This is a genomic window from Leifsonia sp. TF02-11 (assembly GCF_017565305.1).
Taxonomy (GTDB): Bacteria; Actinomycetota; Actinomycetes; order Actinomycetales; family Microbacteriaceae; genus Leifsonia.
Window position 1 is genome coordinate 101,293 of the sequence record NZ_JAGEKP010000005.1, and the last position, 23,214, is coordinate 124,506.

At 71.8% G+C, this 23,214-nt stretch carries 26 protein-coding genes; 6 read left to right on the forward strand and 20 right to left on the reverse strand.

Annotated features, from left to right (window positions below; translation table 11 throughout):
- Nucleotide 1: 1 nt before the first annotated feature.
- The 3 genes from JNB50_RS09010 to JNB50_RS09020 form a co-directional block, all read right to left on the reverse strand.
- On the reverse strand, nt 2-1,519 hold the full coding sequence (locus tag JNB50_RS09010; RefSeq protein WP_243768255.1) for a carboxylesterase/lipase family protein: 1,518 nt from the start codon (nt 1,517-1,519) through the stop codon (nt 2-4).
- 115 nt (nt 1,520-1,634) lie between these two features.
- Complete coding sequence (locus tag JNB50_RS09015; RefSeq protein WP_208039792.1) at nt 1,635-1,964, reverse strand: YciI family protein; 330 nt, start codon at nt 1,962-1,964, stop codon at nt 1,635-1,637.
- A 32-nt stretch (nt 1,965-1,996) separates the two neighbouring features.
- Nucleotides 1,997-2,515 (reverse strand): hypothetical protein, encoded by a 519-nt coding sequence (locus JNB50_RS09020; protein WP_208039793.1) that lies wholly within the window; start codon nt 2,513-2,515, stop codon nt 1,997-1,999.
- A gap of 120 nt (nt 2,516-2,635) precedes the next feature.
- On the opposite strand from JNB50_RS09020, the gene JNB50_RS09025 reads away from it, so the two are divergent.
- Nucleotides 2,636-3,496, forward strand: a complete 861-nt coding sequence (locus JNB50_RS09025) for a siderophore-interacting protein (protein WP_307794662.1) — start codon at nt 2,636-2,638, stop codon at nt 3,494-3,496.
- Between the two features lie 5 nt (nt 3,497-3,501).
- On the opposite strand, the gene lepB is transcribed toward JNB50_RS09025, so the two are convergent.
- Both lepB and JNB50_RS09035 read right to left on the reverse strand, forming a co-directional pair.
- On the reverse strand, nt 3,502-4,233 hold the full coding sequence (lepB, locus tag JNB50_RS09030) for a signal peptidase I (RefSeq protein WP_208039795.1): 732 nt from the start codon (nt 4,231-4,233) through the stop codon (nt 3,502-3,504).
- Between the two features lie 320 nt (nt 4,234-4,553).
- Complete coding sequence (locus JNB50_RS09035; protein ID WP_208039796.1) at nt 4,554-4,904, reverse strand: hypothetical protein; 351 nt, start codon at nt 4,902-4,904, stop codon at nt 4,554-4,556.
- 10 nt (nt 4,905-4,914) lie between these two features.
- Here JNB50_RS09035 and JNB50_RS09040 point away from each other — a divergent pair, with 10 nt between their 5' ends.
- The gene (locus tag JNB50_RS09040; RefSeq protein WP_307794663.1) at nt 4,915-5,922 is read left to right on the forward strand and encodes a M23 family metallopeptidase; all 1,008 of its coding nucleotides are present in this window, start codon (nt 4,915-4,917) and stop codon (nt 5,920-5,922) included.
- 18 nt (nt 5,923-5,940) lie between these two features.
- Nucleotides 5,941-7,323: a phosphotransferase gene (locus JNB50_RS09045; RefSeq protein ID WP_208039797.1), complete on the forward strand. Its 1,383-nt coding sequence runs from the start codon at nt 5,941-5,943 to the stop codon at nt 7,321-7,323.
- A gap of 199 nt (nt 7,324-7,522) precedes the next feature.
- Here JNB50_RS09045 and JNB50_RS09050 read toward each other — a convergent pair whose 3' ends face one another.
- The 7 genes from JNB50_RS09050 to paaA form a co-directional block, all read right to left on the reverse strand.
- Nucleotides 7,523-8,905: an LLM class flavin-dependent oxidoreductase gene (locus JNB50_RS09050; protein WP_208039798.1), complete on the reverse strand. Its 1,383-nt coding sequence runs from the start codon at nt 8,903-8,905 to the stop codon at nt 7,523-7,525.
- Between the two features lie 184 nt (nt 8,906-9,089).
- Complete coding sequence (locus JNB50_RS09055; RefSeq protein ID WP_208039799.1) at nt 9,090-9,860, reverse strand: enoyl-CoA hydratase/isomerase family protein; 771 nt, start codon at nt 9,858-9,860, stop codon at nt 9,090-9,092.
- Nucleotides 9,861-9,869: 9 nt separating this feature from the next.
- Nucleotides 9,870-10,958, reverse strand: coding sequence for a 1,2-phenylacetyl-CoA epoxidase subunit PaaE (gene paaE, locus JNB50_RS09060; protein WP_208039800.1), 1,089 nt, complete (start codon nt 10,956-10,958; stop codon nt 9,870-9,872).
- A gap of 10 nt (nt 10,959-10,968) precedes the next feature.
- The gene (gene paaD / locus JNB50_RS09065) at nt 10,969-11,454 is read right to left on the reverse strand and encodes a 1,2-phenylacetyl-CoA epoxidase subunit PaaD (protein WP_208039944.1); all 486 of its coding nucleotides are present in this window, start codon (nt 11,452-11,454) and stop codon (nt 10,969-10,971) included.
- Nucleotides 11,448-12,317: a 1,2-phenylacetyl-CoA epoxidase subunit PaaC gene (paaC, locus tag JNB50_RS09070; RefSeq protein ID WP_208039801.1), complete on the reverse strand. Its 870-nt coding sequence runs from the start codon at nt 12,315-12,317 to the stop codon at nt 11,448-11,450. The genes paaD and paaC overlap by 7 nt, the downstream gene beginning before the upstream one ends.
- On the reverse strand, nt 12,314-12,607 hold the full coding sequence (gene paaB, locus JNB50_RS09075; RefSeq protein ID WP_208039802.1) for a 1,2-phenylacetyl-CoA epoxidase subunit PaaB: 294 nt from the start codon (nt 12,605-12,607) through the stop codon (nt 12,314-12,316). Before paaB ends, paaC begins: the two co-directional genes overlap by 4 nt.
- Nucleotides 12,604-13,581, reverse strand: coding sequence for a 1,2-phenylacetyl-CoA epoxidase subunit PaaA (gene paaA / locus JNB50_RS09080; protein ID WP_208039803.1), 978 nt, complete (start codon nt 13,579-13,581; stop codon nt 12,604-12,606). The genes paaB and paaA overlap by 4 nt, the downstream gene beginning before the upstream one ends.
- Before the next feature lie 80 nt (nt 13,582-13,661).
- Here paaA and JNB50_RS09085 point away from each other — a divergent pair, with 80 nt between their 5' ends.
- Entirely contained in the window at nt 13,662-14,264 is a 603-nt protein-coding gene (locus JNB50_RS09085) for a TetR/AcrR family transcriptional regulator (RefSeq protein ID WP_208039804.1), read from the forward strand.
- Between the two features lie 75 nt (nt 14,265-14,339).
- Here the strand turns inward: JNB50_RS09085 and paaZ are convergent, their stop codons facing one another.
- The gene (paaZ, locus tag JNB50_RS09090) at nt 14,340-16,391 is read right to left on the reverse strand and encodes a phenylacetic acid degradation bifunctional protein PaaZ (RefSeq protein ID WP_208039805.1); all 2,052 of its coding nucleotides are present in this window, start codon (nt 16,389-16,391) and stop codon (nt 14,340-14,342) included.
- A 48-nt stretch (nt 16,392-16,439) separates the two neighbouring features.
- Here paaZ and JNB50_RS09095 point away from each other — a divergent pair, with 48 nt between their 5' ends.
- Nucleotides 16,440-16,844 carry a PaaI family thioesterase gene (locus JNB50_RS09095; protein WP_208039806.1) on the forward strand — a complete coding sequence of 135 codons (405 nt, stop codon included), beginning with the start codon at nt 16,440-16,442 and terminating at the stop codon, nt 16,842-16,844.
- Here the strand turns inward: JNB50_RS09095 and JNB50_RS09100 are convergent.
- The 7 genes from JNB50_RS09100 to JNB50_RS09125 all read right to left on the reverse strand — a co-directional run bounded on the left by JNB50_RS09100 (nt 16,816) and on the right by JNB50_RS09125 (nt 21,824).
- Nucleotides 16,816-17,724 (reverse strand): 3-hydroxyacyl-CoA dehydrogenase family protein, encoded by a 909-nt coding sequence (locus JNB50_RS09100; RefSeq protein ID WP_208039807.1) that lies wholly within the window; start codon nt 17,722-17,724, stop codon nt 16,816-16,818. The genes JNB50_RS09095 and JNB50_RS09100 overlap by 29 nt on opposite strands.
- Nucleotides 17,721-18,461, reverse strand: coding sequence for an enoyl-CoA hydratase/isomerase family protein (locus JNB50_RS09105; protein WP_208039808.1), 741 nt, complete (start codon nt 18,459-18,461; stop codon nt 17,721-17,723). Before JNB50_RS09105 ends, JNB50_RS09100 begins: the two co-directional genes overlap by 4 nt.
- A gap of 37 nt (nt 18,462-18,498) precedes the next feature.
- Nucleotides 18,499-19,683 (reverse strand): acetyl-CoA C-acyltransferase, encoded by a 1,185-nt coding sequence (locus JNB50_RS09110; protein WP_208039809.1) that lies wholly within the window; start codon nt 19,681-19,683, stop codon nt 18,499-18,501.
- Nucleotides 19,684-19,723: 40 nt separating this feature from the next.
- Complete coding sequence (locus tag JNB50_RS09115; protein WP_208039810.1) at nt 19,724-20,920, reverse strand: low temperature requirement protein A; 1,197 nt, start codon at nt 20,918-20,920, stop codon at nt 19,724-19,726.
- On the reverse strand, nt 20,917-21,156 hold the full coding sequence (locus JNB50_RS09120; RefSeq protein WP_208039811.1) for a hypothetical protein: 240 nt from the start codon (nt 21,154-21,156) through the stop codon (nt 20,917-20,919). The genes JNB50_RS09115 and JNB50_RS09120 overlap by 4 nt, the downstream gene beginning before the upstream one ends.
- The gene (locus JNB50_RS25475; protein ID WP_279554093.1) at nt 21,153-21,284 is read right to left on the reverse strand and encodes a hypothetical protein; all 132 of its coding nucleotides are present in this window, start codon (nt 21,282-21,284) and stop codon (nt 21,153-21,155) included. The genes JNB50_RS09120 and JNB50_RS25475 overlap by 4 nt, the downstream gene beginning before the upstream one ends.
- A 111-nt stretch (nt 21,285-21,395) precedes the next feature.
- Complete coding sequence (locus JNB50_RS09125; RefSeq protein ID WP_208039812.1) at nt 21,396-21,824, reverse strand: Lrp/AsnC family transcriptional regulator; 429 nt, start codon at nt 21,822-21,824, stop codon at nt 21,396-21,398.
- A 127-nt stretch (nt 21,825-21,951) separates the two neighbouring features.
- Between JNB50_RS09125 and pdhA the strand changes: the two genes are divergently transcribed.
- A complete protein-coding gene (gene pdhA / locus JNB50_RS09130) occupies nt 21,952-23,076 on the forward strand; it encodes a pyruvate dehydrogenase (acetyl-transferring) E1 component subunit alpha (RefSeq protein ID WP_208039813.1) in 1,125 nt (374 codons plus the stop codon).
- The last annotated feature ends 138 nt before the right edge of the window (nt 23,077-23,214 follow it).

Genomic DNA, 23,214 nt, shown 5'->3' on the forward strand with positions numbered 1-23,214 from the left:
GTCAGCGGAAGGCGAGGACCGTGTCGCCCCAGCCCGTGCGGAGGGACGCGTCCAGGTCGTCGACGACGCGGTCGTTCCTCGCGATGACGAGGGACGTACGCGATCGGGGGTCGTAGACCGGCCAATCGGCTCCCGGCGGCCTGCCGTTGGCGAATTCGGTCCAGCGGCGCTGCATCCGCTCCGAGATGCGCTCCGCCGTGCGTCGGCCGCCCAGGCGGAAGGCAGGGCCGGCGCCCGCGTCGAGCGTGCCCCAGACGTAGCCCAGTTCGGCACCGTGCGCCGCTCCGATTCCCGAGAGCGTCATCAGGGGCGTCGCATGGTCGAAGCGGTAGAGGTGGGTCGGCGCGACGGCGGCGTGGCCTGCCGCCAGCCACACGGTGGGCATCCGGAAGCCGATGTCGCGGGCGATCCCCAGCCCGAGGGACTTGCGTTTGACCTTCGCGTAGGCCGCCAGGACCTGTTCCCGGGTCGGGGAAGGCAGCTCCGGCTGCTCGTCGCGCATGGTGGCGAACATCTGCTGGATCGCGTCGGCGCCGATCGGCATGAGCGGTGAGTTCATGTAGCGGAACAGCGTGGCCTCGTCGCGGTTGGTGCCGATGATCAGCGGCACGGGGAGGCCGCGGCCCTCGCTCAGCACGGTGATCGGATGCTCGGGCAGGAGGTCTCCGTCGACCACGGGAGCGAAGGCGAGCGTTCCGGGATGCTCGCGCGGCACCGCGTCGTACACGCGCGCCGCCGCCGCGACGACGGCGTCCACGGGGAGTGCCTGCAACTCCTCGAACGTCGAGGCCCCGGCCTCCGCCGCGAATCGGGCGGCGACGGTCTCGGCGCGTGCGGGACCGTACATGGAGCTCGCCGGTGAGCTCTCCGCGATCGCCCGGTGGAAGAGCCCTGCAGCGCTGGGCGTCGCCAGCAGCGCGGTGACGAGGCCGGCGCCCGCCGACTCGCCGAAGAGCGTCACGCGGTCCGGGTCGCCGCCGAAGGAGCGGATGTTGTCCTGCACCCAGCGCAGGGCGAGCAGGACGTCGCGCAGCGCGGGATTGGGTTCGGCATCCTGCCCGCCGGTGAGCGAGCGCAGGTCGAGGAAGCCGAGGGCGCCCAGCCGATAGTTGATCGTGACCAGCACGACGTCGCCGGTGGTGACCAGCGAGGTCCCGTCATAGACGGCCTGGCTCGCCGCGCCGAACGTGTAGGCGCCGCCGTGCAGCCAGACCATCACCGGGCGGTCCTCCGCCGCGTCGGAGCGCCGCCAGACGTTGAGGAACAGGCAGTCCTCGTCGGTCCGGACGCCGTCACCGAGCGGCATCACCCTGTTGAACGGTTGCGGCGCCGCAGCGCCGAACGCGGTCGCGCCCGCTGTGCCCTCCCATTCGCGCGCGGCACGGGGGGCCGCCCAGCGCGCCGCCCCGGTCGGAGGCTCGCCGTAGCGGATGCCCTTCCAGACGGTCACCCGGCCGTCGTCGCCGCCGGCGACCTCCCCGGAGGTGGTGGAGGCGATGGGGCCGGCGATCATCGTCATGACGCCATCTTGCGACACCCGCCGCCTCCCGGTCCAGGGTGGCGCAGCGGGAGGCGGCGGACCGCGTCAGCTCCAGGTCGCGTCGGCTTCAGTTCGCGTCAGCGCGCGCGATGCGTCACTCCCAGACCATGAACGGGCGCAGCTCGAGCTGGCCGTTGCGCGCCATCGGGTGGCGGGAGGCGATTTCGATCGCCTCGTCGAGGTCGTCCACGTCGAGGATGTCGAAACCGCAGATGACCTCGGTGGTCTCGGTGAACGGGCCGTCCGTCACGTAGCGCTTGCCGTCGCGGACGCGCACCACCCGGGATTCGGTCTGCGGCGCCAGCACTTCGCCGATGAGGCGCTTGCCGGACGCGTCGAGCTCGTCGACCCAGAGGTCGACGTCGGATTCGTCCGTCTCGGTGTCGGGCTGCGAGTCGGTGATCACGAACATCATGTACTTCATCGGTCTTTCGGTCCTTTCGAATCGGTGTCGGTTCACTGGGACGTCGAACGGAGCTTCGTGCTCTCGACATTACGGGCGGACCGGAGGAGCCGGACGAGCACGACCTCCACCGTCGCCGCGATGACGACAGCGCCGAGCGGCTCGCTGAACCAGCCGAGGTACGTCGGCGGGGTGGTGATCCAGAGCAGCGAGTAGCCCGAGAACGCGGCGGCGATGGCGCTCACCGTGCCGAAGACGTGCCGCCACCAGAGTGCAGCCCCGGGTCGCGCCCTTGCGAACCAGGCGTACAGGGCGGCCGCGGCGACGAAGCCGACCGCCGCCGCCGCAGGGCCGTACAGGAAGAGCTGGGGACTGAGCAGCTCGCGCTTGGTGTCGTTCCCCAACTCGTAGTCGACGATGTGCAGGAAGCCGACGGCCGCACCCGCGAGGACGCCGGTGATCAGGAGGATGAGGCGCGCATCCCTGCCCAGGAGCGGGTGGATGCGCGTGACCGTCACGCGGCCGACGATACTGCCCGGGCTCCCGACCGTCCAGCGTCGACGCACGGTCATTACAGAGGTGGTTAGTGTAGCCTAACCTTACTCATCCCGCCCTCGTCCGGAAGGTTCGACGTGACCGTGCTCGCCCCGCCCCTCACGGACCGCCCGGCGTACCGGCCGTATCGTGCGCGCGTGTCGGGATTGCGCAGCCTGAGCCCGGGGTTCCTGCGCGTGAGCCTCACCTGCGCCGAGTTCGAGACGTTCGGCACCGAGCGCCTCGACCAGCGCATCAAGCTGGTCTTCCCGCTGCCGGACGGCAGCTTCAGCCCGCTCGACGCGGGCGACTGGTACGACCAGTGGCGTGCACTTCCCGAGCATCGGCGCAACCCGTTCCGCACCTACACGGTGCGCGATGTCTCGCAGGAGGAGTGCCGCGTCGACATCGACTTCGTCGTGCACGGCGACGGCGGCCCCGCGGCCGGGTGGCTGAGCACCGCGGCCGTCGGCGACGAACTCGTGGTCATCGGCCCCGACGCGCTCAGCCCGCACACCGGCGTCGGCATCGACTGGAGGCCGGGCGCGGCGACGGAGCTGCTGCTCGTCGGCGACGAGACGGCGGCGCCGGCCATCGCCTCCATCCTCGAGGCTCTGCCCCCGACCCGTCGCGCCCACGCGTTCATCGAGGTCCCCGCCGAGGAGGACGCCCTGCCGCTCGCGGTCGGCCCGAACATCGAGGTCACCTGGCTCGCCCGTGCCGGCGGCGAGCACGGCTGTGGCCTGGTGCCGGCCGTGACCTCGTGGCTCGCGGAGCGTCCGGAGCTGGTCGCCCGGGCGGCGGCCGAGCGAGCGCAGCACTTGGACGAGGTCGACGTCGACCGCGACATCCTCTGGGAGCGCCCGGACGAGGCGGCCGGCGGTTTCTACGCCTGGATCGCTGGGGAGTCCGGCGTCGTCAAGACCCTGCGTCGACTGCTCGTGCGCGGACACGGGATCGACCGCGGACGGGTCGCCTTCATGGGCTACTGGCGGCTGGGGCGCGCCGAGCAGGTCTGAGGGCGCTACTGGTCCTTGCGCTCGGTGCCGGCGAAGGTCTCCGGGTAGTTGTCCAGCCATGACCAGTGGCTCACCGGCCAACTGATCACGAAGGCGCGCCCGACGACATCGCTGAGGGGCACGAAGCCCTTGGTGGGATCGTCCATGTGATAGCGGGAGTCCGCAGAGTTGTAGCGGTTGTCGCCCATAACCCACACCTTGCCGGCGGGAACAGTGACCTTGAACGGCTTGCCGGATACCGCCTGCTGACCCGCGGGGAGGAGAACGTACGGTTCTTTGAGCGGAACGCCGTTGACGCTCATCTGACCGAGAGCGTTACAACACGTGATCGTGTCGCCCGGCAGCCCGATCAGCCTCTTCACCAGGTGCTGGTCACTGTCCGACGCTCCGAGCCCGACGAAGTCGAGCACGGCACCGATGCCCTGCTGGATCGGGTTCCCGGTGCGGGGGGCAGCGGGCGGAAGCCAGCCTCCCGGGTCTTTGAAGACCACGACATCGCCGCGCTGCAGCGGGAAGACCTTGGGCTGCAGTTCGTTGACGATGATCCGGTCGTTGATCTGCAGCGTGTTCTCCATCGACCCGGAGGGGATGTAGAACGACCGCGCGACGAACGTCTTGATCAGGAACGAGACCAGCACGGCCACCACGAAGATGATCACGACATCCCGCAGAAGCGCCTTCCACCCGGTCGTGCGTGTGGAACGGCGCGGTCGGACGGTCTCGGTGCTGTCGGTCACAAACGTTCACGCTAGCGTGCCGATGCTGTGAGACGCATCCGATCCCCCGCATGAGGGATTGTCCGCGGGCCGCTCGGATGACAGGATGCAAGGACGGGCCGTTCCGGCGCCCGACCGGGGGCTCGCGTGATCATGCGTGACGCGTTGGGACGCTTCAGACTGCTGACACGACGCGAACACCCGCGCCGCGGCGATCGAGGTCGCGCTCGCCGCAGCGAGACCGCGCTTCGCAGTGGGCCATTGCCCGCCCCCGCCTCGAGTGCCGCCCCACCGGCCGCCTCCCGACAGGCCGGGGAGGGGCCGCTGCAGCGCGGCCTGGCCTACACGGCCGCGGTCGCGCTGGCGGTCGGGCTCGCGCTCGCACCGCTGCCCGCGACGGCCGACGACTGCTCGGGCGACGGCTGCACCACCTCGACGCCGACGCCGACCCCAGGGTCGACCGAATCACCCGCGCCGACACCCACGCCGACGCCCAGTGCGACGCCCACACCCACGCCCACGCCGACCCCGTGCGCCACTCCCGCGCCGGCATCCGCTCCGACGCCCACGCCCACGCCCACGCCGACTCCGACGCCGGTCCCGACGTCGTGCCCGACCCCGACTCCGACACCCACCCCGACTCCGACACCCACGCCGACACCGCCCCCCGCTCCGGCGCCCACAGACGACATCCCGCTGCTCGTGCCCGACCTTCCCGGCACCAGCGTGCAGGCCGCCACTGCCGACGCGGAGCAGGCCGCTCAGCTCGCCAGCCAGCTGGCCGAGGCGCAGCAGGCCCTCGCCGACGCGACCGCCGCCAACGTCGCGGCTCAACACGAGCAGCAGCAGGCCCAGGCATCGGCCGACGCCCTCGCCGCCCAGGCGAAAGCCGCGAAGAAGCATGCGGCTGCTTCGGCGGCGTTCGCCACCGCCCTCATCCGGGCCGCGGGCTGGAAAGGTATCACCGACGACCCGCTGGGCGCCGTGCTCGGAACGCGCGGCGACCTCCTGACCAAGCTCGGCGCCGTGCAGCGCCTCCGCACCCTGAGCGGCGACCGCGCGCAGGCGCTCCGCGACGCGGCGGCCGATGCGGCGACGGCGAAGTCGTTGTCCAACCAGGCGAAGCGAGCCGCCGACACCCTCGCCGGGATCGACGTCGGCGCGAGCGAGCAAGCGGTCTCGGATGCGCAGCTCCAGGTGGACACGGCTTCGGCCGCCCTGAACCAGCTGCCCACGCTGCTCACCGCGGGCACCGGGTGGCAGGCGCTCATCGTCGACCCCTCGGCGATCCCCACCGGGTGGACGCTTCCCGTGCACGGCCCGATGACCGATCCGTTCGGTCCGCGGCCGTCGCGCCCGGCCGGCACCGCGCTCTTCCATCCCGGCGACGACATCGGCGCGGCCTGCGGCACCACGATCGTCGCCGCGTCGGCAGGGGTCGTCGTGCAGGCCGGTCCCAATGGCTCGTACGGCAACTTCGTCCTCATCGACCACGGCGGCGGCGTCGAAACGGCGTACGGGCACATCCGCGACGGTGGCATCGGGGTGACCGTCGGCGAGCACGTCGTCGCCGGCCAGCCGATCGCTCAGATCGGATCGACCGGCGCCTCCACCGGCTGCCACCTCCACCTCGAGGTCCGGGTTAACGGCGTGCAAATAGATCCGTACCCCTTCCTCGCAGCCCGGGGGGTCATCGTCGGAACGCGATGACGGGCGTACGGTTCAGGCATGACGGAACTCACGGAGTTGGTGGGCTCATGGATGCGCCGCCAACGCTGGTACTCGACCAAGGCCGTCGAGCCGCGCCTGCGACTGCTGGGCTCGTTCGAGCTCGAGCGGGCGCCGGAGTCGCCCGACGACGGCTCGCGCATCATCACCCACTTCTTCTGCGACGACGCCCCGCGCAGCCCGCGGGTCTACCAGGTGCCGCTCGTCGCGCGGGTGCAGCGTGACGGCGAACCGGCGGGGTACGTCGGCGAGGCGGGAGGGCGCCACCTGTACGACGGGCCGGTCGAGGAGGCATACGTCGCGGCGCTCGTCGCACTGATGACGGGCGCGGGGAACGCGGACGGCGAGCACGCGCGGGCGATCGGCCACACGCTGAGCGGGCGTATCCCGGTGTTGTCGTCGCGCCGGCTCTCTGCGGAGCAGTCGAACACCTCCATCGTCGCCGAGATCGCCGGCGGGGTGCTGACACTGGTGAAGGTCTTCCGCGTCGTCCAGGACGGCGAGAACCCCGACATCTCCACCCTCGCCGCCTTGACCGCGGGCGGCTCGCAGCGCACGCCCGCGCTGCTCGGCTGGCTGTCGGGCTCCTGGCCGGGGGCCGCAGATGGACGGTCGACGGGCGAGCTCGCGCTCATTCAGGACTTCGTGCCGGGCGCGGAGGATGGCTGGGAGCTGGCGGTGACCGCGGCGGAGCGCGGAGAGGACTTCACCGACCGGGCGTACGCGCTCGGAGCCGGGACGGCCGAGCTGCACCGGCTGATGGCCGACGTCCTCCCGACCCGGCCGGCGGAGGCGGACGACGTGCGGGCGGCCCTCGACGGCATGTTCCGCAGGCTCACCGTCACGACCACCGAGGTGCCCGAGGTCGAGCAGCTGCGAGCGGCGATCGCCGCGGTGTACGAAGCGGCGGCGGCCGAGCCCCTCCCGGTGCTCCAGCGCATCCACGGCGACCTCCACCTCGGCCAGGTGCTCTACTCGCCCGACCGTGGCTGGCAGTTCATCGACTTCGAAGGCGAGCCGCTGCGTCCGCTCGCCGAGCGCGCCCTGCCCGACGCGACGATGCGGGATGTCGCGGGGATGCTGCGGTCGTTCGACTACGTCGCCGGCTCCCTCGCCCAGCGCGAGCCTCCCGTCGACGCACGGGCCTGGGCGGCAGCGGCCCGCGAGGCCTACCTCGACGGCTACGCGTCCGTCGCGGGCGACGTACTGCACGAGTTCGCCGACCTGCTGACCGCGTTCGAACTCGACAAGGCCGTGTACGAGGTCACCTACGAGGCGCGGCACCGGCCCAGCTGGATCCCGATTCCGCTCACGGCCATCGAGCGGTTGCTCGACGACGCGCGGGGGATCACCCCGCGCGAGGCGGGGGCATCCTCGCGGTAGCCGGGCGGAGTGGCGCGTCACCCGTGCCGCCGCGACCCTGCACGGCCGAGCCGCGGCGTCCGGCGTGTTACCCGCACGCCGGGCGCCGCGTAAAACGGACATCTTCGAAGCCCATGCCCGTCCTGCGCGCATTGTGCGGCCCGCGGGGCGCCGTGGGCAGACAGAACGCCCGGTCTACCCGGGTCGTCACCCCGGGCGACTACGCCTTCGCGGCCGCCCCGATCCGGTACTGCGCCCCGCGGTGGTTCGCCGGCAGACGGTCGCCGGCGCCGTGCAGCTTGTTGCGCAGCGTGCCCTCGACGTAGGCCTCCGGGTACGCTCCGCGCTTGCGCAGCTCGGGGATGACGTACTCGACGATGTCCTCGAAGGTGCCGGGGGTGATCGCGTAGGCCAGGTTGAAGCCGTCGACGTCGGTCTCCTCGACCCACTCCTGCAGCTGGTCGGCGATGCTGACCGCGCCGCCGACGATGTACGGGCCGAGGCCGCCGATCACCCCGTTGCGGCCGATGTCGCGTACCGTCCACTCGCCGCCGTCGGCGTTCGGCCGCTGGAAGTTGGCGACCGCCGACTGGATGGCGTTGCTCTTGACGTTGCCGATCGGCTCGTCCAGGTCGTACTGCGACAGGTCGACGCCCATCCAGCCCGACATGAACACCAGGGCGCCCTCGTCGTTCGTGTACTGCAGGAAGTCCTCGAACTTGGCCTGCGCCTTCTCGTCGGTCTCGTCGGTGATGATCGTGAGGAGGGTGTAGATCCGGGCGGAGTAGCGGTCGCGGCCCGCGGCCTCGAGCGCGTCGCGCAGCTTGCCGACGGTCTCCTTCAACCCCTCCTTGGTGGAGGCCGCCACGAAGATCGCCTCGGCGTTCTCGGCCGCGAAGCCGATGCCGCGCTTGGAGGCGCCGGCCTGGTAGATCACCGGCGTGCGCTGCGGGCTCGGCTCGGAGAGGTGAATGCCCGGCACGGTGAAGTGCTTTCCCTGGTGGCGGATCTCGTGCACCTTCGACGGGTCGGTGAAGACGCCGGACTCGCGGTCGCGGATGACGGCGTCGTCCTCCCATGAGCCCTCCCACAGCTTGTAAAGGACCTCCAGGTACTCGTCCGCGTGGTCGTAGCGGTCGTCGTGCTGCAGCTGGTCGTCGTGCCCCATGTTGCGCGCGGCGGACGGCAAGTAGCCGGTGACCACGTTCCAGCCGACCCGGCCATTCGTCAGGTGGTCGAGCGTCGACATGCGGCGCGCGAACGGGTAGGGGTGCTCGTAGGCGGTGCCCGCGGTGACGCCGAACCCGAGGTTCTCGGTCACGAGCGCCATCGCCGAGACCAGGAGGAGCGGGTCGTTCACGGGCACCTGGGCGCCGTGACGGATGGCGGCCTCGTTGCTGCCGCCGTAGACGTCGTAGGTGCCGAGCACGTCCGCGATGAAGATGCCGTCGAAGGTGCCGCGCTCGAGGAGCTTCGCGAGCTCGGTCCAGTAGGTGAGGTCCTTGTAGCGCCAGGCCTGGTCGTCGGGGTGCCGCCACATTCCGGACGACTGGTGGGCGACGCAGTTCATGTCGAAAGCGTTGAAACGGATCTGCCGGGTCATGGGCTCCAGAATGCATGCGCTGCGCCCGCCTCGCACCTCGCCCGTCACATCCCGTAACGCCCCCTTCCCAGCCGTCGCTTCCTCACTTTCTCCCGCCTCCATCCGGCATGTCGCGAGAGAAAGTGAGGAAACGATGGCGACAGCTGACGCGGAAGGCCGCCGGGGGCTCGAGGAGGCGAAGGAGTCAGCGGCCGCGGAAGACCGGGGGGCGCTTCTGTTGGAAGGCGGCGAAGCCCTCGCGGTAGTCGGCCGTGTCGCGGAGGGCGGTCTGCGCCTCGGTCTCCGCGGCGACGGACGACCAGAAGTCGAGGTCGCCGTCGCGGAGGCCCGCGACGATGTGCTTGCTCGCCAGGAACGCCTGCGTCGCACCGTTGGCGGCGGCGGCCGCCGCCTCCGACACCGCGGCCTCCAGCTCGCCGGCGGGAAGCGCCCGGCTGAACAGGCCGCCCGCCACCGCCTCCGCGCCCGAGATCAGCCGCCCCGAGTAGATGAGGTCGAGCGCGCGGTGCGGGCCGAGGCGCGAGACCAGCAGCCAGTGGCCTCCCGAGTCGAGCGCGGCGCCGAGCGCGGCGAACGGTGAGCCCACCTTCGCGTCTTCGGCCACGAAGACGACATCGGTGGCGACGAGGAGGCCCAGGCCGACGCCCAGGGCGGCTCCCTGCGCAGCGGCGAAGGTGGGCGCCGGGAACGCGCTCATCCGCCGCAGCAGCGGCGTCACCAGCCCGTCGAGGTAGCCGGAGACGTCGTCGGTGGCCGGGTCGATGCCGGCGATGTCGCGGCCCGCGCAGAACGACCGGCCCTCGCCGCGCAGCACGAGCGCACGCACGCCGGCGGCCTCGGCCTCCGCATAGGCCGCGTCGAGGGCGCGGAGGTCGTCAGGGCCGAGCGCGTTGAGGCGCTCCGGCGCATTCAGCGTGACGCGCGCGATGCCGTCGTGGATGCTCAGGTCGATCACGGTTCCCCCTCAGACGTCATAGTCCACCGCCACCCTGTCCGTCAGCGGATGCGACTGGCAGGTGAGCACGTAACCGGCCTCCAGCTCCTCCGGCTCCAGTGCGTAGTTCTCGGTCATCCGTACGTCGCCGGAAAGCAGCCGCGCCCGGCAGGTGCCGCAGACGCCGCCGGTGCAGGCGAACGGCACGTCCGGCCGCACCCGCAGGGCCGCGTTCAGCACCGACTCGTTGGCGTCGACGGGTGTGGTCACCGTCGACGTCTGGCCGTCCAGTGTGAACTCGATCTCCGCCGTCTTCTCGCCGTCGTGCACGACCACCGGGTGGCCGACGTCGCCGCGCACCTCGCCCGGCTCACCGGTGGTGAACAGCTCGAAATGGATGCGCGAGCGCGGCACGTCGTAGGTCTCCAGCACGTCGCGGCAGAGCTGCACGAGCTCGAACGGCCCGCACAGGAACCACTCGTCGACCGTGCGCGGCGGCAGCAGCGCCTCCAGGATCGTGTGCAGTCGCTGTTCGTCGATCCGCCCGGACAGCAGGGGAGCGGTGCGCTGCTCGCGCGACAGCACGTGGTGTAACGCGAGCCGTGAGGGGTAGCGGTCCTTCAGATCGGCCAGTTCCTCCAGGAACATCACGTCGATGGCCGTGCGGTTCGTGTACACCAGCGTGAACGTGCTGGTCGGGGAGGCCGCCAGCACGCTCGAGGCGAGCGCCATCAGGGGCGTGATACCAGAGCCGGCGGCGATGCCGGCGATGTGCTTGCGGTCGAGCGCGCCGAGGTCGATCGTGAACGTGCCCTGCGGGCTCATCACGTCGATCCGGTCGCCCGCGCGCAGCTCGCTGGTCGCCCAGGTCGAGAATGCACCGCCCAGGTCGCGCTTGATCGCCACGCTGATCCGGCCGGGCGTCGGCGGCCGGCAGATCGAGTAGCTGCGCCGGAGTTCGCGGCCGTCCACGGTCGCGCGCAGGGCGACGTGCTGACCCGGCAGGTAGTCGTACTCGCCACGGAGGCTCTCGGGCACCGCGAAGGTCACCTCGACGCTGGCCGCGGTCAGCGGCCGCACCTCGGCGACCGCGAGCGTGTGGAAGCGCGCACGCGCCATCAGCGGGACCTCACAGCGGCTTGAAGTGGTCGAAGGGCTCTCCGCACGCGTCGCACACGAAGAGCGCCTTGCACGCGGTCGACCCGAAGTGCGAGACCTCGTGCGTCTTCAGCGAGTCGCAGTGCGGGCACTTGACGCCCAGCGTGAGCCGGACCGGCCCGGTGCCGGGAGGCGGAGCGATGCCGTAGTCGCGCAACGCCGCGCGGCCGTGGTCGCTGATCCAGTCGGTCGTCCAGGCAGGCGCGAGCGCGAGGCTCACCCGCACGTCTCCGAAGCCCTCTGCCGCGAGAGCGCGCACGACGTCCTCCCGGATGGTGTCCATCGCCGGGCAGCCCGAGTAGGTGGGCGTGAGCACGACCTCCACCCCGCTGTCGGTGACTGTAACGGCCCGCAACACGCCCAGGTCGTCGATCGTCAGCACGGGGACCTCCGGGTCGAGCACCGCGGCGGCGGCCGCCCAGGCTCGTCTAGCCTCCGCGGCGTGGCCGGTCACCAGGTCGCTCCGGGGTGGGCGCGGGTCAAGACCTGCATCTCGGCCAGCAGCGGGGCCAGGTACTCGGAGTGCCGTCCGTCACGTCCTCCACCTGCGGCGGTGAACGTGCTCGGAAGGTCGATGCCGGTCTCCGCGACGACGGGGGCGATCGCCGCGTCGAACGACTCCCGCAGCGTCGACGGCCGAGGAGCGATGCCCTCGAGGTGGTCGTTCAGCGGCTCGTCGCGGAACAGCTCGCCGACGTACGGCCAGAGGTCGTCGAACGCGGTGAGCGTGCGGCGGCGCGACTCGTCCGTGCCGAGCGCCAGCCGGAGCACCCACTGGTCGGCGTGGTCGCAGTGGTAGGCGATCTCTTTGACCGCCTTCGCCGCCACCGCGGCGAGCACCGGGTCCGCCGAAGCGCGCAGCCGCTCATAGAGCTCGAAGAGATAGTGGGAGGCCGCGAACTGCCGCACGATCGTGTGCGCGAAATCGCCGTTTGGCTGCTCGAAGAGGTGCGCGGAGCGGAAGTCCTGCTCGTCGCGCCAGTACGCGAGGTCGTCCTCGGTGCGTCCGGAGGCCGTGCCCGCGTAGCGCAGCAGCGACCGCGCGTGGCCGAGCAGGTCGAGCGCGATGTTGGCCAGCGCGACGTCCTCCTCCAGCTCGGGCGCCCGCGAGATCCACCAGCCGAGCCGCTGCGCGAGGATCAGCGAGTCGTCGCCCAGCCAGAGCGCGTACTCGGCCACGTCGGGGGAGGCCGCGGCCTCGCTGGCGACGAACTCGGCCGAGAGTGTCACAGCGCTGAGCTCGACGTGGCCGTGCTGGGCGAATTCGTCGTCGGCCGTCGGCGTGGGTGGCGTCGCCGGCGTCGGGGTGGCGTCGGTCACAGGTGCTTCACCCCCTCGCTCTCGGTGTAGTACGTGGCGTGGCGGAAGTTCTTGCCCTCCGGAGACGTGAAGAAGGCGTCCTTGGCGTCCGGATCGCTGGCCGTGATCGCGTCGGAGCGGACCACCCAGATCGAGACGCCCTCGCCGCGCCGGGTGTAGAGGTCGCGCGCGTTGCGCACGGCGAGCTCCTCGTCGGGGGCGTGCAGCGAGCCGACGTGCACGTGACTGAGGCCGCGGGAGGCGCGGACGAAGACCTCCCAGAGCGGCCAGACTTCCGTGCGGTCGGTCATGCCGCGACCTCCTGTGTGCGCGCCGCCCGCTTGGCGGCGTACGCCGCAGCGGCCTCGCGCACCCAGGCGCCGTCCTCGTGCGCCTCGCGGCGGCGCTGCAGACGCTGTGCGTTGCACGGGCCCTCGCCGGCGATCACGCGCTGCAGCTCGCTCCAGTCGATCGGGCCGAGGTCGTAGGCCTGGCGCTCCTCGTTCCAGCGCAGGTCGGGGTCGGGGAAGGTCACGCCGAGCACCTCGGCCTGCGGCACGAGCATCCCGACGAACCGCTGGCGCAGCTCGTCGTTCGAGAACCGCTTGATCTTCCACGCCATCGAGCGCGCGGAGTTGGGGGAGTCGGCGTCGGGGGGCCCGAACATCATCAGGGACGGCCAGTACCAGCGGTTCACGGCGTCCTGCGCCATCTGTTGCTGTTCCGGCGTCCCGCGCATCAGCGTGAGCAGGATCTCGAAGCCCTGGCGCTGGTGGAACGACTCCTCCTTGCAGATGCGCACCATCGCGCGGCCGTACGGCGCGTAGGAGCAGCGGCACAGCGGCACCTGGTTGCAGATCGCGGCGCCGTCGACGAGCCAGCCGATCGCGCCGATGTCGGCCCAGCTCAGGGTCGGGTAGTTGAAGATGGAGGAGTACTTGGCGGCGCCGCTGATGAGCTGCTCGGTCATCTCGTCGCGCGTGATGCCGAGGGTCTGCGTCGCCGAGTAGAGGTAGAGGCCGTGGCCGGCTTCGTCCTGGACCTTGGCCATCAGGATGGCCTTGCGCTTCAGGCTCGGGGCGCGGCTGATCCAGTTGGCCTCCGGCTGCATCCCGATGATCTCGGAGTGCGCGTGCTGCGACATCTGCCGGATGAGGGTGCGGCGATAGGCGTCGGGCATCCAGTCGCGGGGCTCGATGCGCGAGTCGGAGGCGATGAGCTGCTCGAACAGGGCTTCGCCCGGGTCGGTCTCGGGCGTCGTCGTGCTTTCCGTGGTGTTCGTCATCGAACCGGCACTCCACTCATTACTGACTGATCGTTCGTTCAGTATATGCGCGACGGCGCGGTTCATGCCACACTGTGCAGGTGACCGACACCCGGACGGCCGAGCCCCTGCGCCGGGGCCGGCCCGGCTACGACCAGCGCGGCATCCTCGAGGTCGCGGTGGCCGCGTTCAACGAGCACGGTTACGACGCGACCTCCATCGGGATGCTCGCGGAGCGCCTCGGGCTGTCGAAGTCGGCGATCTACCACCACGTCGCCTCCAAGGACGAGCTGCTCGCCCTCGCGCTCGACGAGGCCCTCGACGGGCTGGAGGGTGCGCTGCGGGCAGCCGAGGAGGTTCCGGGAACGGCTGCCGACCGCCTCGCGCTCGTACTGCGCGAAGCCGTGCTCGTGCTGGCCGACCGCCTCCCGTACGTCACCCTGCTGCTGCGCGTGCGCGGCAACACCGTGGTCGAGCGGGCCGCGCTGCAGCGACGGAGGGCGTTCGACCACGCCGTCGCGGGGCTCGTGGCCGAGGCGCGCGACGAGGGTGCGCTGCGCGCGGACGCCGACCCGGCGGTGGTCGCCCGTCTGCTGTTCGGGATGATCAACTCCCTCACCGAGTGGTACGACCCCGCCGGCGCGCTGACCCCCGACGAACTCGCCGACACCATCCTCGCGCTGGCGCTGCGCACCTCCCCCTAGCGCAGCCATCGCTTCCTCACTTTCTCCCGCGACTCGCCGGCAGGAGGCGGGAGAAAGTGAGGAAGCGATGGCCGGCTACTCCTTGGCGACGAGGGTGAGCACGTCGTAGGAGGCGACGAGCTCGTCGCGCTGGTTGGTGATGCGGGCGTCCCAGCGCACCTCGCCGTAGTCGTCGGTCTCCCTGGGGGTGATCTGCTTGGCGGTCAGGGCGACGCGGATGCTGTCGCCCGGCGACACCGGCGTCAGGAACCGCAGGTTCTCCAGCCCGTAGTTCGCGAGCACCGGTCCGGGAGCGGGGTCCACGAACAGGCCAGCGGCCCAGGACACTAGCAGATAGCCGTGCGCGACGCGGCCGGGGAAGAACGGGTTGGCGGCGGCCGCCTCCTCGTCCATGTGCGCGTAGAAGGTGTCTCCGGTGAAGGTCGCGAACGTCTCGATGTCGTCGAGCGTGACGCGGCGGGCGCCGGAGAGCACCTGGTCGCCGATGTGGAGCGTCGCGAGCGACTTGCGGAACGGGTGTGGGCCGCCGGCTGCCGCGGCGGCCCCGGCGTGCCACACCCCGGTGACGGCGGTCAGGAGGTCGGGCGAGCCCTGGATGGCCGTGCGTTGCATGTGGTTCTGCACCGCACGGATGCCGCCGAGCTCCTCACCGCCGCCCGCGCGGCCCGGTCCGCCGTGCACCAGGTGCGGCATCGGCGAGCCGTGTCCGGTCGAGGTGCGGGCGTCGTCGCGGTCGAGCAGGAGGATGCGGCCGTTGTAGGCCGCCGTTCCGAGCACGAGCTCGCGCGCGAACTCCGGGTCGTGCGTGGCGGCACTGGTGACGAGCGAGCCGCCGCCGAGGGCGACGAGCTCGGCGGCCTCCGCCGCCGTCGCGTACGGCAGCACGGCCGCGACCGGGCCGAACGCCTCGACCGTGTGCGCCTCCGGCGTGCGGGCGTCGGCGAAGCGCAGCACGATGGGCGCGACGAACGCTCCCTCGGGTTCCGCGCCGAAGCTGCCGTCGGCCCGGCGCACGCTCGGCTGGTCGAGGCCGCCGATCGCCAGCTCGCCGCCGGCCGCCACGAGGCGCGCGACCTGGCGCAGCACCTCCGCGCGCTGCTCCCGCGAGGCGAGCGGACCCATGGTCACGCCCTCGGCGCGCGGATCGCCGACGACCACCCGGTCGGAGATCCGCGACCGGACCGCCGCGAGCACATCGTCGACGGCCGCAGCGGGCACGATCGCGCGGCGGATGGCGGTGCACTTCTGGCCGGCCTTCGCGGTCAGCTCGACGACGAGCTGCTTCACGTACGCGTCGAACTCCGGTGTGCCGGCGAGCGCGTCGGGGCCGAGCACCGAGGCGTTGATCGAGTCGGTCTCGCTGGTGAACCGCACGCCGCCGGTCTGCACGGAGTCGTGCGCGCGCAGCCGTTCGGCGGTGGAGGCCGACCCGGTGAAGGCGACCAGGTCGCCCAGCCGCAGGTGGTCGAACAGCCCGGGGACGCCCCCGCACACCAGCTGCAGGGTACCGGCGGGCAGGAGACCGGACTCGACCAGGATGCGCACCATCGCTTCCGCGACGTACGCGGTCGGCGTCGCCGGCTTTGCGAGCGTCGGCATGCCGGCCAGGAACGACGGCGCGAACTTCTCCAGCAGCCCCCAGACCGGGAAGTTGAAGGCGTTGATCTGCACGGCGACACCCGGCAGCCGGCTGAAGATGTGCTCGCCGAGGAAGGAGCCGTCCTTCGCCAGCGGCTCCGGCGCGCCGTCGATGACGACCTGGGCGTTGGGCAGTTCGCGCCGACCCTTCGAGGAGTACGTGAACAGGGCGCCGATGCCGCCGTCGACGTCGATCCACGCGTCGGCTCTCGTCGCGCCGGCCCGCGCCGAGAGGTCGTACAGCTCCTGCTTGCGCTCGGTCAGCACCTGCGCCATCCGCTTCAGCAGCACAGCCCGCTGGTGGAAGGTCAGCGCCCCGAGGGAGGCCTGGCCGACGGTGCGCGCGTACTCGAGGGCACCGGCCAGATCGGCGCCCTCCGCGCTCACGCGGGCGACCAGCTCACCGGTGGAGGCGTCGCGCACCTCGGCGGCGCCCGCGTCGTCGGCTGGGCTCCACCATTGATCGCGCAGGTAGCTGGGCAGACTCATTCGGTACCTCCCGGGAGGACAGGGGCCGGTGGCACGTAGGCTGGTGCCGTGGCCGATGGAGACTGGACGATCGAGCTCGGTGAGCTCGACGAGAAGATGGGCGTGCGCATCCTGGAGCAGTCGGCGCAGCGCGTCGTGGCGACGATGCCGGTGGAGGGCAACCGCCAGTCGTTCGGGCTGCTGCACGGCGGAGCCTCCGTGGCGTTCGCGGAGGCGCTCGGCTCGTGGGCGGCCGTCATCCACGCGGGACCCGGCCGCAGTGCGGTGGGGCTGGACATCAACGCCACGCACCACAGGTCGGCGCGCAGCGGGCTCGTGACCGGCGTCGCGACGGCGATCCGCCTCGGCAGGACGGTCGCCTCGCACGAGGTCGTGCTGACCGACGAGGACGGCAACCGGCTCTGCACGGCGCGCATCACGAACCTCATCGTGGACGCTCCGGAGCGCGGCTGACGTCGCTGCCGCCGCCGGGCTCGCCTCCACCGGTCTCGTCGCTCCAGTCGTAGAACCCGCGCCCCGACTTGCGGCCGAGCAGGCCGTCGGCCACCATCCGCCGCAGCAACGCGGGAGGCTCGAACCGCGGCCCGAGCTCACCCGCGAGGTACTCGGCGATGTCGAGGCGAACATCCAGCCCGACGATGTCGGTCAGCCGCAGCGGGCCGACGGGATGCTTGTAGCCGAGCGTCATCGCCGCGTCGATGTCCTCGGGCGAGGCGACGCCCTCCTCCACCATCCGCACGGCCTCCAGGCCCAGCAGCACGCCGAGCCGCGACGACGCGAACCCGGGGGAGTCGCGCACGACGACCGCGGTCTTGCCGAGCGCGGCGACCCACCCGGCCGCCAGATCGAGCGCGCTGGGAGCGGTCGCCGACCCGGCCACGACCTCCACGAGGGCGGAGGCGGGCACCGGGTTGAAGAAGTGCATGCCGAGGAACGCCCCCGGCCGTCGCAGCCCGGCCGCGAGCCCGTCGATGGACAGCGACGACGTGTTGCTGGCCAGCACGGCGAGCGGCTCGAGCAGCTCCTCCGCGCGGCGCAGCGCTTCCCTCTTGAGGTCGGGGAGCTCGGGGACGGCCTCCACGACGAGGCCGCAGCCGCGCAGGGCGCTCCAGGCGACCGTCGTGATGAGGTTGTCGGGCTCCGGCGGCGTCGCGCCGCGGCGCACGCTGCCCTCGATCGTGGCCAGCACGCGGTCGCGGGCGACCGAGGCCGAGTCGGTGTCGCGCTCGACGACGACGACAGGAGCGCCGGCCATCAGGAAGGCGTGCGCGATCCCCGCGCCCATCCGGCCGCCGCCGATCACCCCGACCCGGTCGGGCAGGGCCGCGCTCATCGCCGCCTCCGTTCCAGGAACTCGGTCATGCGCCTGTGCTTCTCGTCCGACTCGAAGAGCACGGCCTGCGCCTCCTGCTCAGCCGCGGGATGCTCCGCGAGCGGCGCGCGCAGCACGCGCTTGGTGTACTGCGTCGCGAGCGGGTCGTTGGCGGCGATCCGGTCGGCCAGTGCGTGCGCCCCCGCCAGGAGCTCCTCCGGCTCGAACAGGTCGCCGACCAGGCCGGCGGCCAGCGCCTCCTCGCCGGTGAGCACGCGGCCGGCCATCGTCATCTCCGCTGCGAGCGGGTGGCCGACCAGCTGGGGGAGGCGCCAGAGAGCCCCCGCCGCGGCGATGATCCCGAGCGAGGTCTCCGGGTTGCCGATGCGGAGGCGCGCCGTGCCGATCCGGAAGTCCGCGGCGTAGGCGAGCTCGGCTCCTCCGCCCAGCGCGTAGCCGTCGAGCGCCGCGATGACGGGCATGGGCAGCTCGGCGATGCGGGTGAACACCGTGGCGTTGATGGCGCGGCGGGCGTCGTCCGCCGTGCGCTCCCGCAGCTCGGCGATGTCCGCGCCGGAGGCGAAGATCCCGTCCGCACCGGTGAGGATGAGCAGGCGCGGCTCGCGTTCGAGGCGCTCGCAGACCGCGTGGAGGTCGTCGACCATCCGCTGATCGATCGCGTTGCGCCGCTCCGGACGGTCGAGCGTGACGACCAGACGGTCGGCGAGCTCGGTGACGAGCAGGGTCTCGGTGGTCACAGGGTCTCCGTCTCCGTCCGGGGTGCGGCGGTCGCGCTCACACGGCCTCCACGATCAGCGCGGCCCCCTGGCCGACGCCGACGCACATCGTCGCCAGACCGTAGCGCGATCTCTCGCGCTCCATCCGGCCGAGCAGGGTGACGAGGATCCGGGTGCCGCTCGACCCGAGCGCGTGCCCGAGGGCGATGGCGCCGCCGTCGGCGTTGACGCGCTCCTCGTCGAGCCCGAGCCTCCGCACGCAGGCCAGCGCCTGGGAGGCGAAGGCCTCGTTGAGCTCGACGCTGCCGAGATCGCCGACCTCCAGCCCGGCCCGCTCCAGCGCCTTCTGCGTCGCAGGCACCGGCCCGAGACCCATCACCTCGGGGGCGACCCCTGCGCTGGCGGAGGCGACGATCCTGGCGCGCGGCTGGAGGCCGTAGCGGTGTACGGCGTCCCCGCTGGCCACCACGATGGCGGATGCGCCGTCGTTCAGAGGCGACGAGTTGCCGGCTGTGACGATCGAGCCGCCGGCGACGACGGGACGCAGCGCGGCCAGCGCGGCGGCGTCGGTGTCGCGGCGGATGCTCTCGTCGGCGACCACCTCGCCGCGCGGCGTCGCGACCGGCACGATCTCGTCGGCGAACCGCCCGGCGTCGGTCGCGGCGGCCGCCCGGCGGTGGCTGCGCAGCGCGAACGCGTCGGCCTCCTCACGGGTGATCCCGTCGACGCGGGCGACCTCCTCGGCGGTCTCCGGCATCGTGAAGGTGGCCTTGTCTCGTTCGAGCAGCCGCGGGTTGGCGAAGCGCCAGCCGATGGAGGTGTCGAACTGCGGTCCCGGCTTGGCCCACGGCTTCTCGGGTTTTGCCTGCACCCACGGCGCCCGTGTCATCGACTCGACGCCGCCCGCGACGATCAGGTCGGCGTCCCCGGAGCGGATCGCCTGCCCGGCGAGCGTGACGGCGCTCAGGCCGGACGCGCACAGGCGGTTGACCGTCACACCGGGCACGCTGTCGGGGAGGCCGGCGAGCAGCACGGCCATCCGGGCGACGTTGCGGTTGTCCTCGCCTGCCTGGTTCGCGGCCCCGAGGATCACGTCGTCGAGGGCGGCGCCGTCCACCCCGGCGCGTCGGACGGCCTCCGCGACCACGAGTGCGGCGAGGTCGTCCGGCCGGATGCCCGCGAGTGCGCCCCCGTAGCGACCGACCGCCGTGCGGACACCGCCCACCAGGTAGGCCTCAGGCATCGCAGCTCCTTCGAATGCGAATTACCGAACGAACGTTCAGCTAGTAAATAGTCGCAGAACCCCGCCGGTCGGGCAAGCGACGCGGACGCGACGCGAGCTCGGAGGACGTGACGACCAGCGCCAGGATGGCCACCCCGCAGCCCACGGAGGCCGCAGCGGGCAGCCAGAGCGCGACCACCGTCAGCAGCGCGGGCAGGGCGACGGCCGGAACCGCCCAGCGCAGCACCCTCCGCCACGGGTCGCCGTAGCGGCGCGCGATGATCGCGTTCGTCAGGTAGAAGAGGGCGATGCCGCCGCCGAGCGACGCGGCCAGCGCGGCGGGCAGCGGTTCCCCCGGGTGGGCGATGGCCTCGGCCAGCGCCCCCGAGATCGCCGTGACGCCCGCCAGCAGGAGGAAGGGGAGGAAGCCGACGGTGTCGCGGATCCCGCGTGCGTCGCCCGCCGCCAGCAGCTTCTCGAGACCGCTGGTCATGGCCTCCACCCCATAGAGGAAGAACGACCACGCGAGGCCTGTCGTCAGCAGCAGTCCCAGCACTCCGACGAGCCCGGCGGAGACCGTCCACGCGTCGCTCACCGCCGCGACGATGCTCAGCACCGACTCGCCCAGCACGATGATGACGAGCAGGCCGAACCGTTCGGAGAGGTGCTCGACGTTCATCCTGTCGAGGGCCAGCGACGACCATGCTCCCGAGGTCACCGTGAGGAGGACCACCTCGATCACGATGGCCAGCGCCCACAGCACGTAGATCGCCGGTGCGGGGAGCGCGATCGAGACCAGCCAGATCACCGCGGTCGCGCCGTTGTAGGCGAGGATCCGCACTCGGGACGCCGTGCCGTTCGCCCACGACATCCGCATCCAGAGCACGAGCAGCAGCACGCGCAGCAGGGCGTTGCCCGCCGCGAAGAGCCAGGCCCGGTCGCCCACCGCCTCCGGAGCCGCGACCGCGAGCGCGCCGACGGCGAACATCGCGATCAGCATGATGATCGACAACCGTCGGGCGCTCAACTGCGGCGAGACGTCCACGACGAAGGTCAGGTTGACCCACGACCACCACACCGATGCGAACAGGGCGACGAAGATCGCGAGCGTGGCGAACGACGGATGCATGTGGAGGCCGTGCGCCAACTGCCCGACGAGCGCGACGAACACGAGATCGAAGAACAGCTCCATCCAGTGCGCCCGCGACGGATCGCGATCGCCGGCGACGGGAGGGTGGGGAAGGGAGAGCGGGGTCATCGCGGGCGACCGGCCGCGAGGAAGCCGTCGACGGCGCCGCGCACCCGTTCGTCGTCGCCATAGCCGGAGAGCGTGATGCCCGCGAGTGCGCTCCAGGCGCTGGGACTTCCGAGCGCGGCGGCGCGCGCCCGGTCGCCCTGCAGCCAGGGGGTGCGCACGATGACGGCGCCGAGGGCGAGCCCGAGGGCCAGGACGACTACGAACGAGGCGAGGATGACGACGATGGCGCTGCTCATGGCGTCTCTGCCGTCTGGGCAGGAGTCTGCCGCCCCTTGACCGCCGCGTGGTCGTCCAGCCGCGCGAGCGCCATCAGATCGGCGATCGTGAGTTCTGCCGTGAGCGTGCCCGCGCCTGCGTTCGCCATAGCGCGAGCGTACCGAGCGCTGCCCCCGCGCGCACCACGCCTCGACATTCGTCACGAATCTCGACTTTCGTGGCACGAATCTCGTGATTCGTCACGAATGTGTCCAGGTCCTCACCGCAGGTCGTGGTCTTCGAAGACCAGGGACGTTTTCGTGTCGCGGACCGATGGGATGCTGGTGAGCTCTTCCAAGACGACGCGGCGGAGGTCCTCGTTGTCGCGTGCGCGGACCAGAAGGATCACATCGAAGTCGCCGCCGACCAGGGCGAAGTGCTCGACCTCCGGGATGCCGCGCAGCCGTTCGCGCAGGTCGTGCCAGTCGGCCTGCTCGACGCGCATCGTCACGTACGCGGAGGACGCGCGCCCCGATCGGCGCGGGTCGACCTTGGCCGTGAAGCCCGTGATGACGCCCTCGTCGACCAGGCGGGAGACGCGCGCGTAGGCGTTGGCGCGGGAGACGTGCGCCGCTTCTGCGACGGCGGTGATGGAGGCCCGGCCGTCCGCCCGCAGGGCCTCGACGATCCGGGAGTCGATGTCGTCCATGGTGGGAGACAGTTTGACACCGAAACAGCGCGTGCGCATCTGTTCGTCTCGAAACCGGGCAACCGGTGGCAAAGCGGGTCCAGCGAAGTCATCCTGATGATCAGCGACGTCTTTCGAAGGAGAACAGATGCACGCCGACGACCTGCTGCCGGGCGACACCCCGCTCCGGCTCATCGACGAGCAGGGCTCGGGCCACCCGCACGAGCACTACGCGTTCCCGTCCACCGAGGTGCTCCTCGACGGCTACGGCCGGCTCGTGCTCGGCCGGCGCCTCAACGACCAGGCCGATGCGCTGGTGCGGCAGGGGAGACTGGCGGTGTACCCGTCGTCGCACGGTCAGGAGGCCTGCGAGGTCGCCGCCGCCCTGGTGCTCGACGAGCGCGACTGGCTGTTCCCCACCTACCGCGACTCGGTCGCCGTGGTCAGCCGCGGCGTGGACCCGTTCGAGGCGTTCCTGCTGCTGCGCGGCGACTGGCATTCCGGGTACGACCCGAAGCGGTACCGGGTCGCGCCGCAGGCGACGCCCCTCGCGACCCAGCTGTTGCACGCCGTCGGATTCGCCCACGCGGCCCGGCTGCGCGGCGAGGACACCGTGGTCGTCGCGATGTGCGGCGACGGCGCGACCAGCGAGGGCGACTTCCACGAGGCGCTCAACTTCGCGGCGGTCTTCCACCTCCCCGTCGTCTTCCTGGTCCAGAACAACGGCTACGCCATCTCGGTGCCGCTCAGCCGACAGACGGCCGCGCCGAGCCTCGCGCACAAGGGCGTCGGCTACGGGATGCGCGGGCGACTGGTCGACGGCAACGACCTGGCGGCGCTGCTCGCCGTGCTGGGGGAGGCGGTGACCGAAGCGCGGGAGGGCGGCGGCCCGACGCTGGTCGAGGCGATCACCTACCGCATGAAGTCGCACACGAACGCCGACGACGCCTCCCGCTATCGCAGCTCGGCGGAGGTCGAGGCGTGGATCGCGCGCGACCCGCTGCTCCGGCTGCGCACCTGGCTGCAGGCGGAGGGCGCTCTCACCGAGGAGACCGAGGCCGCGTTCCGCGCCGACGCCGAACGCGTCGCCCTCGACCTGCGGACGCGCATCATGGCCGACGCCGAGCCGCGGCCGCTCGATCTGTTCGCCTTCGTGTACGCCGAGCAGACTCCCCAGCTGCGCGAGCAGGAGGAGCTGCTGGCCGCAGAGCTCGCCGCCGAGGCCGCAGCCCGGACCGCATCCACCGCCCGCGCCGAGGAGGTCGCCCGATGACGCTCATGCACGACGCTCCAGCCGACCACGGGGCCGACCACAGCGCCGACCACAGCGCCGACCACAGCGCCGACCATGGCGGCGGCCCCAGCACCGATCACCGCGCCGAGGTCGGCCGACCGGAGGCCGCGCCGGCCG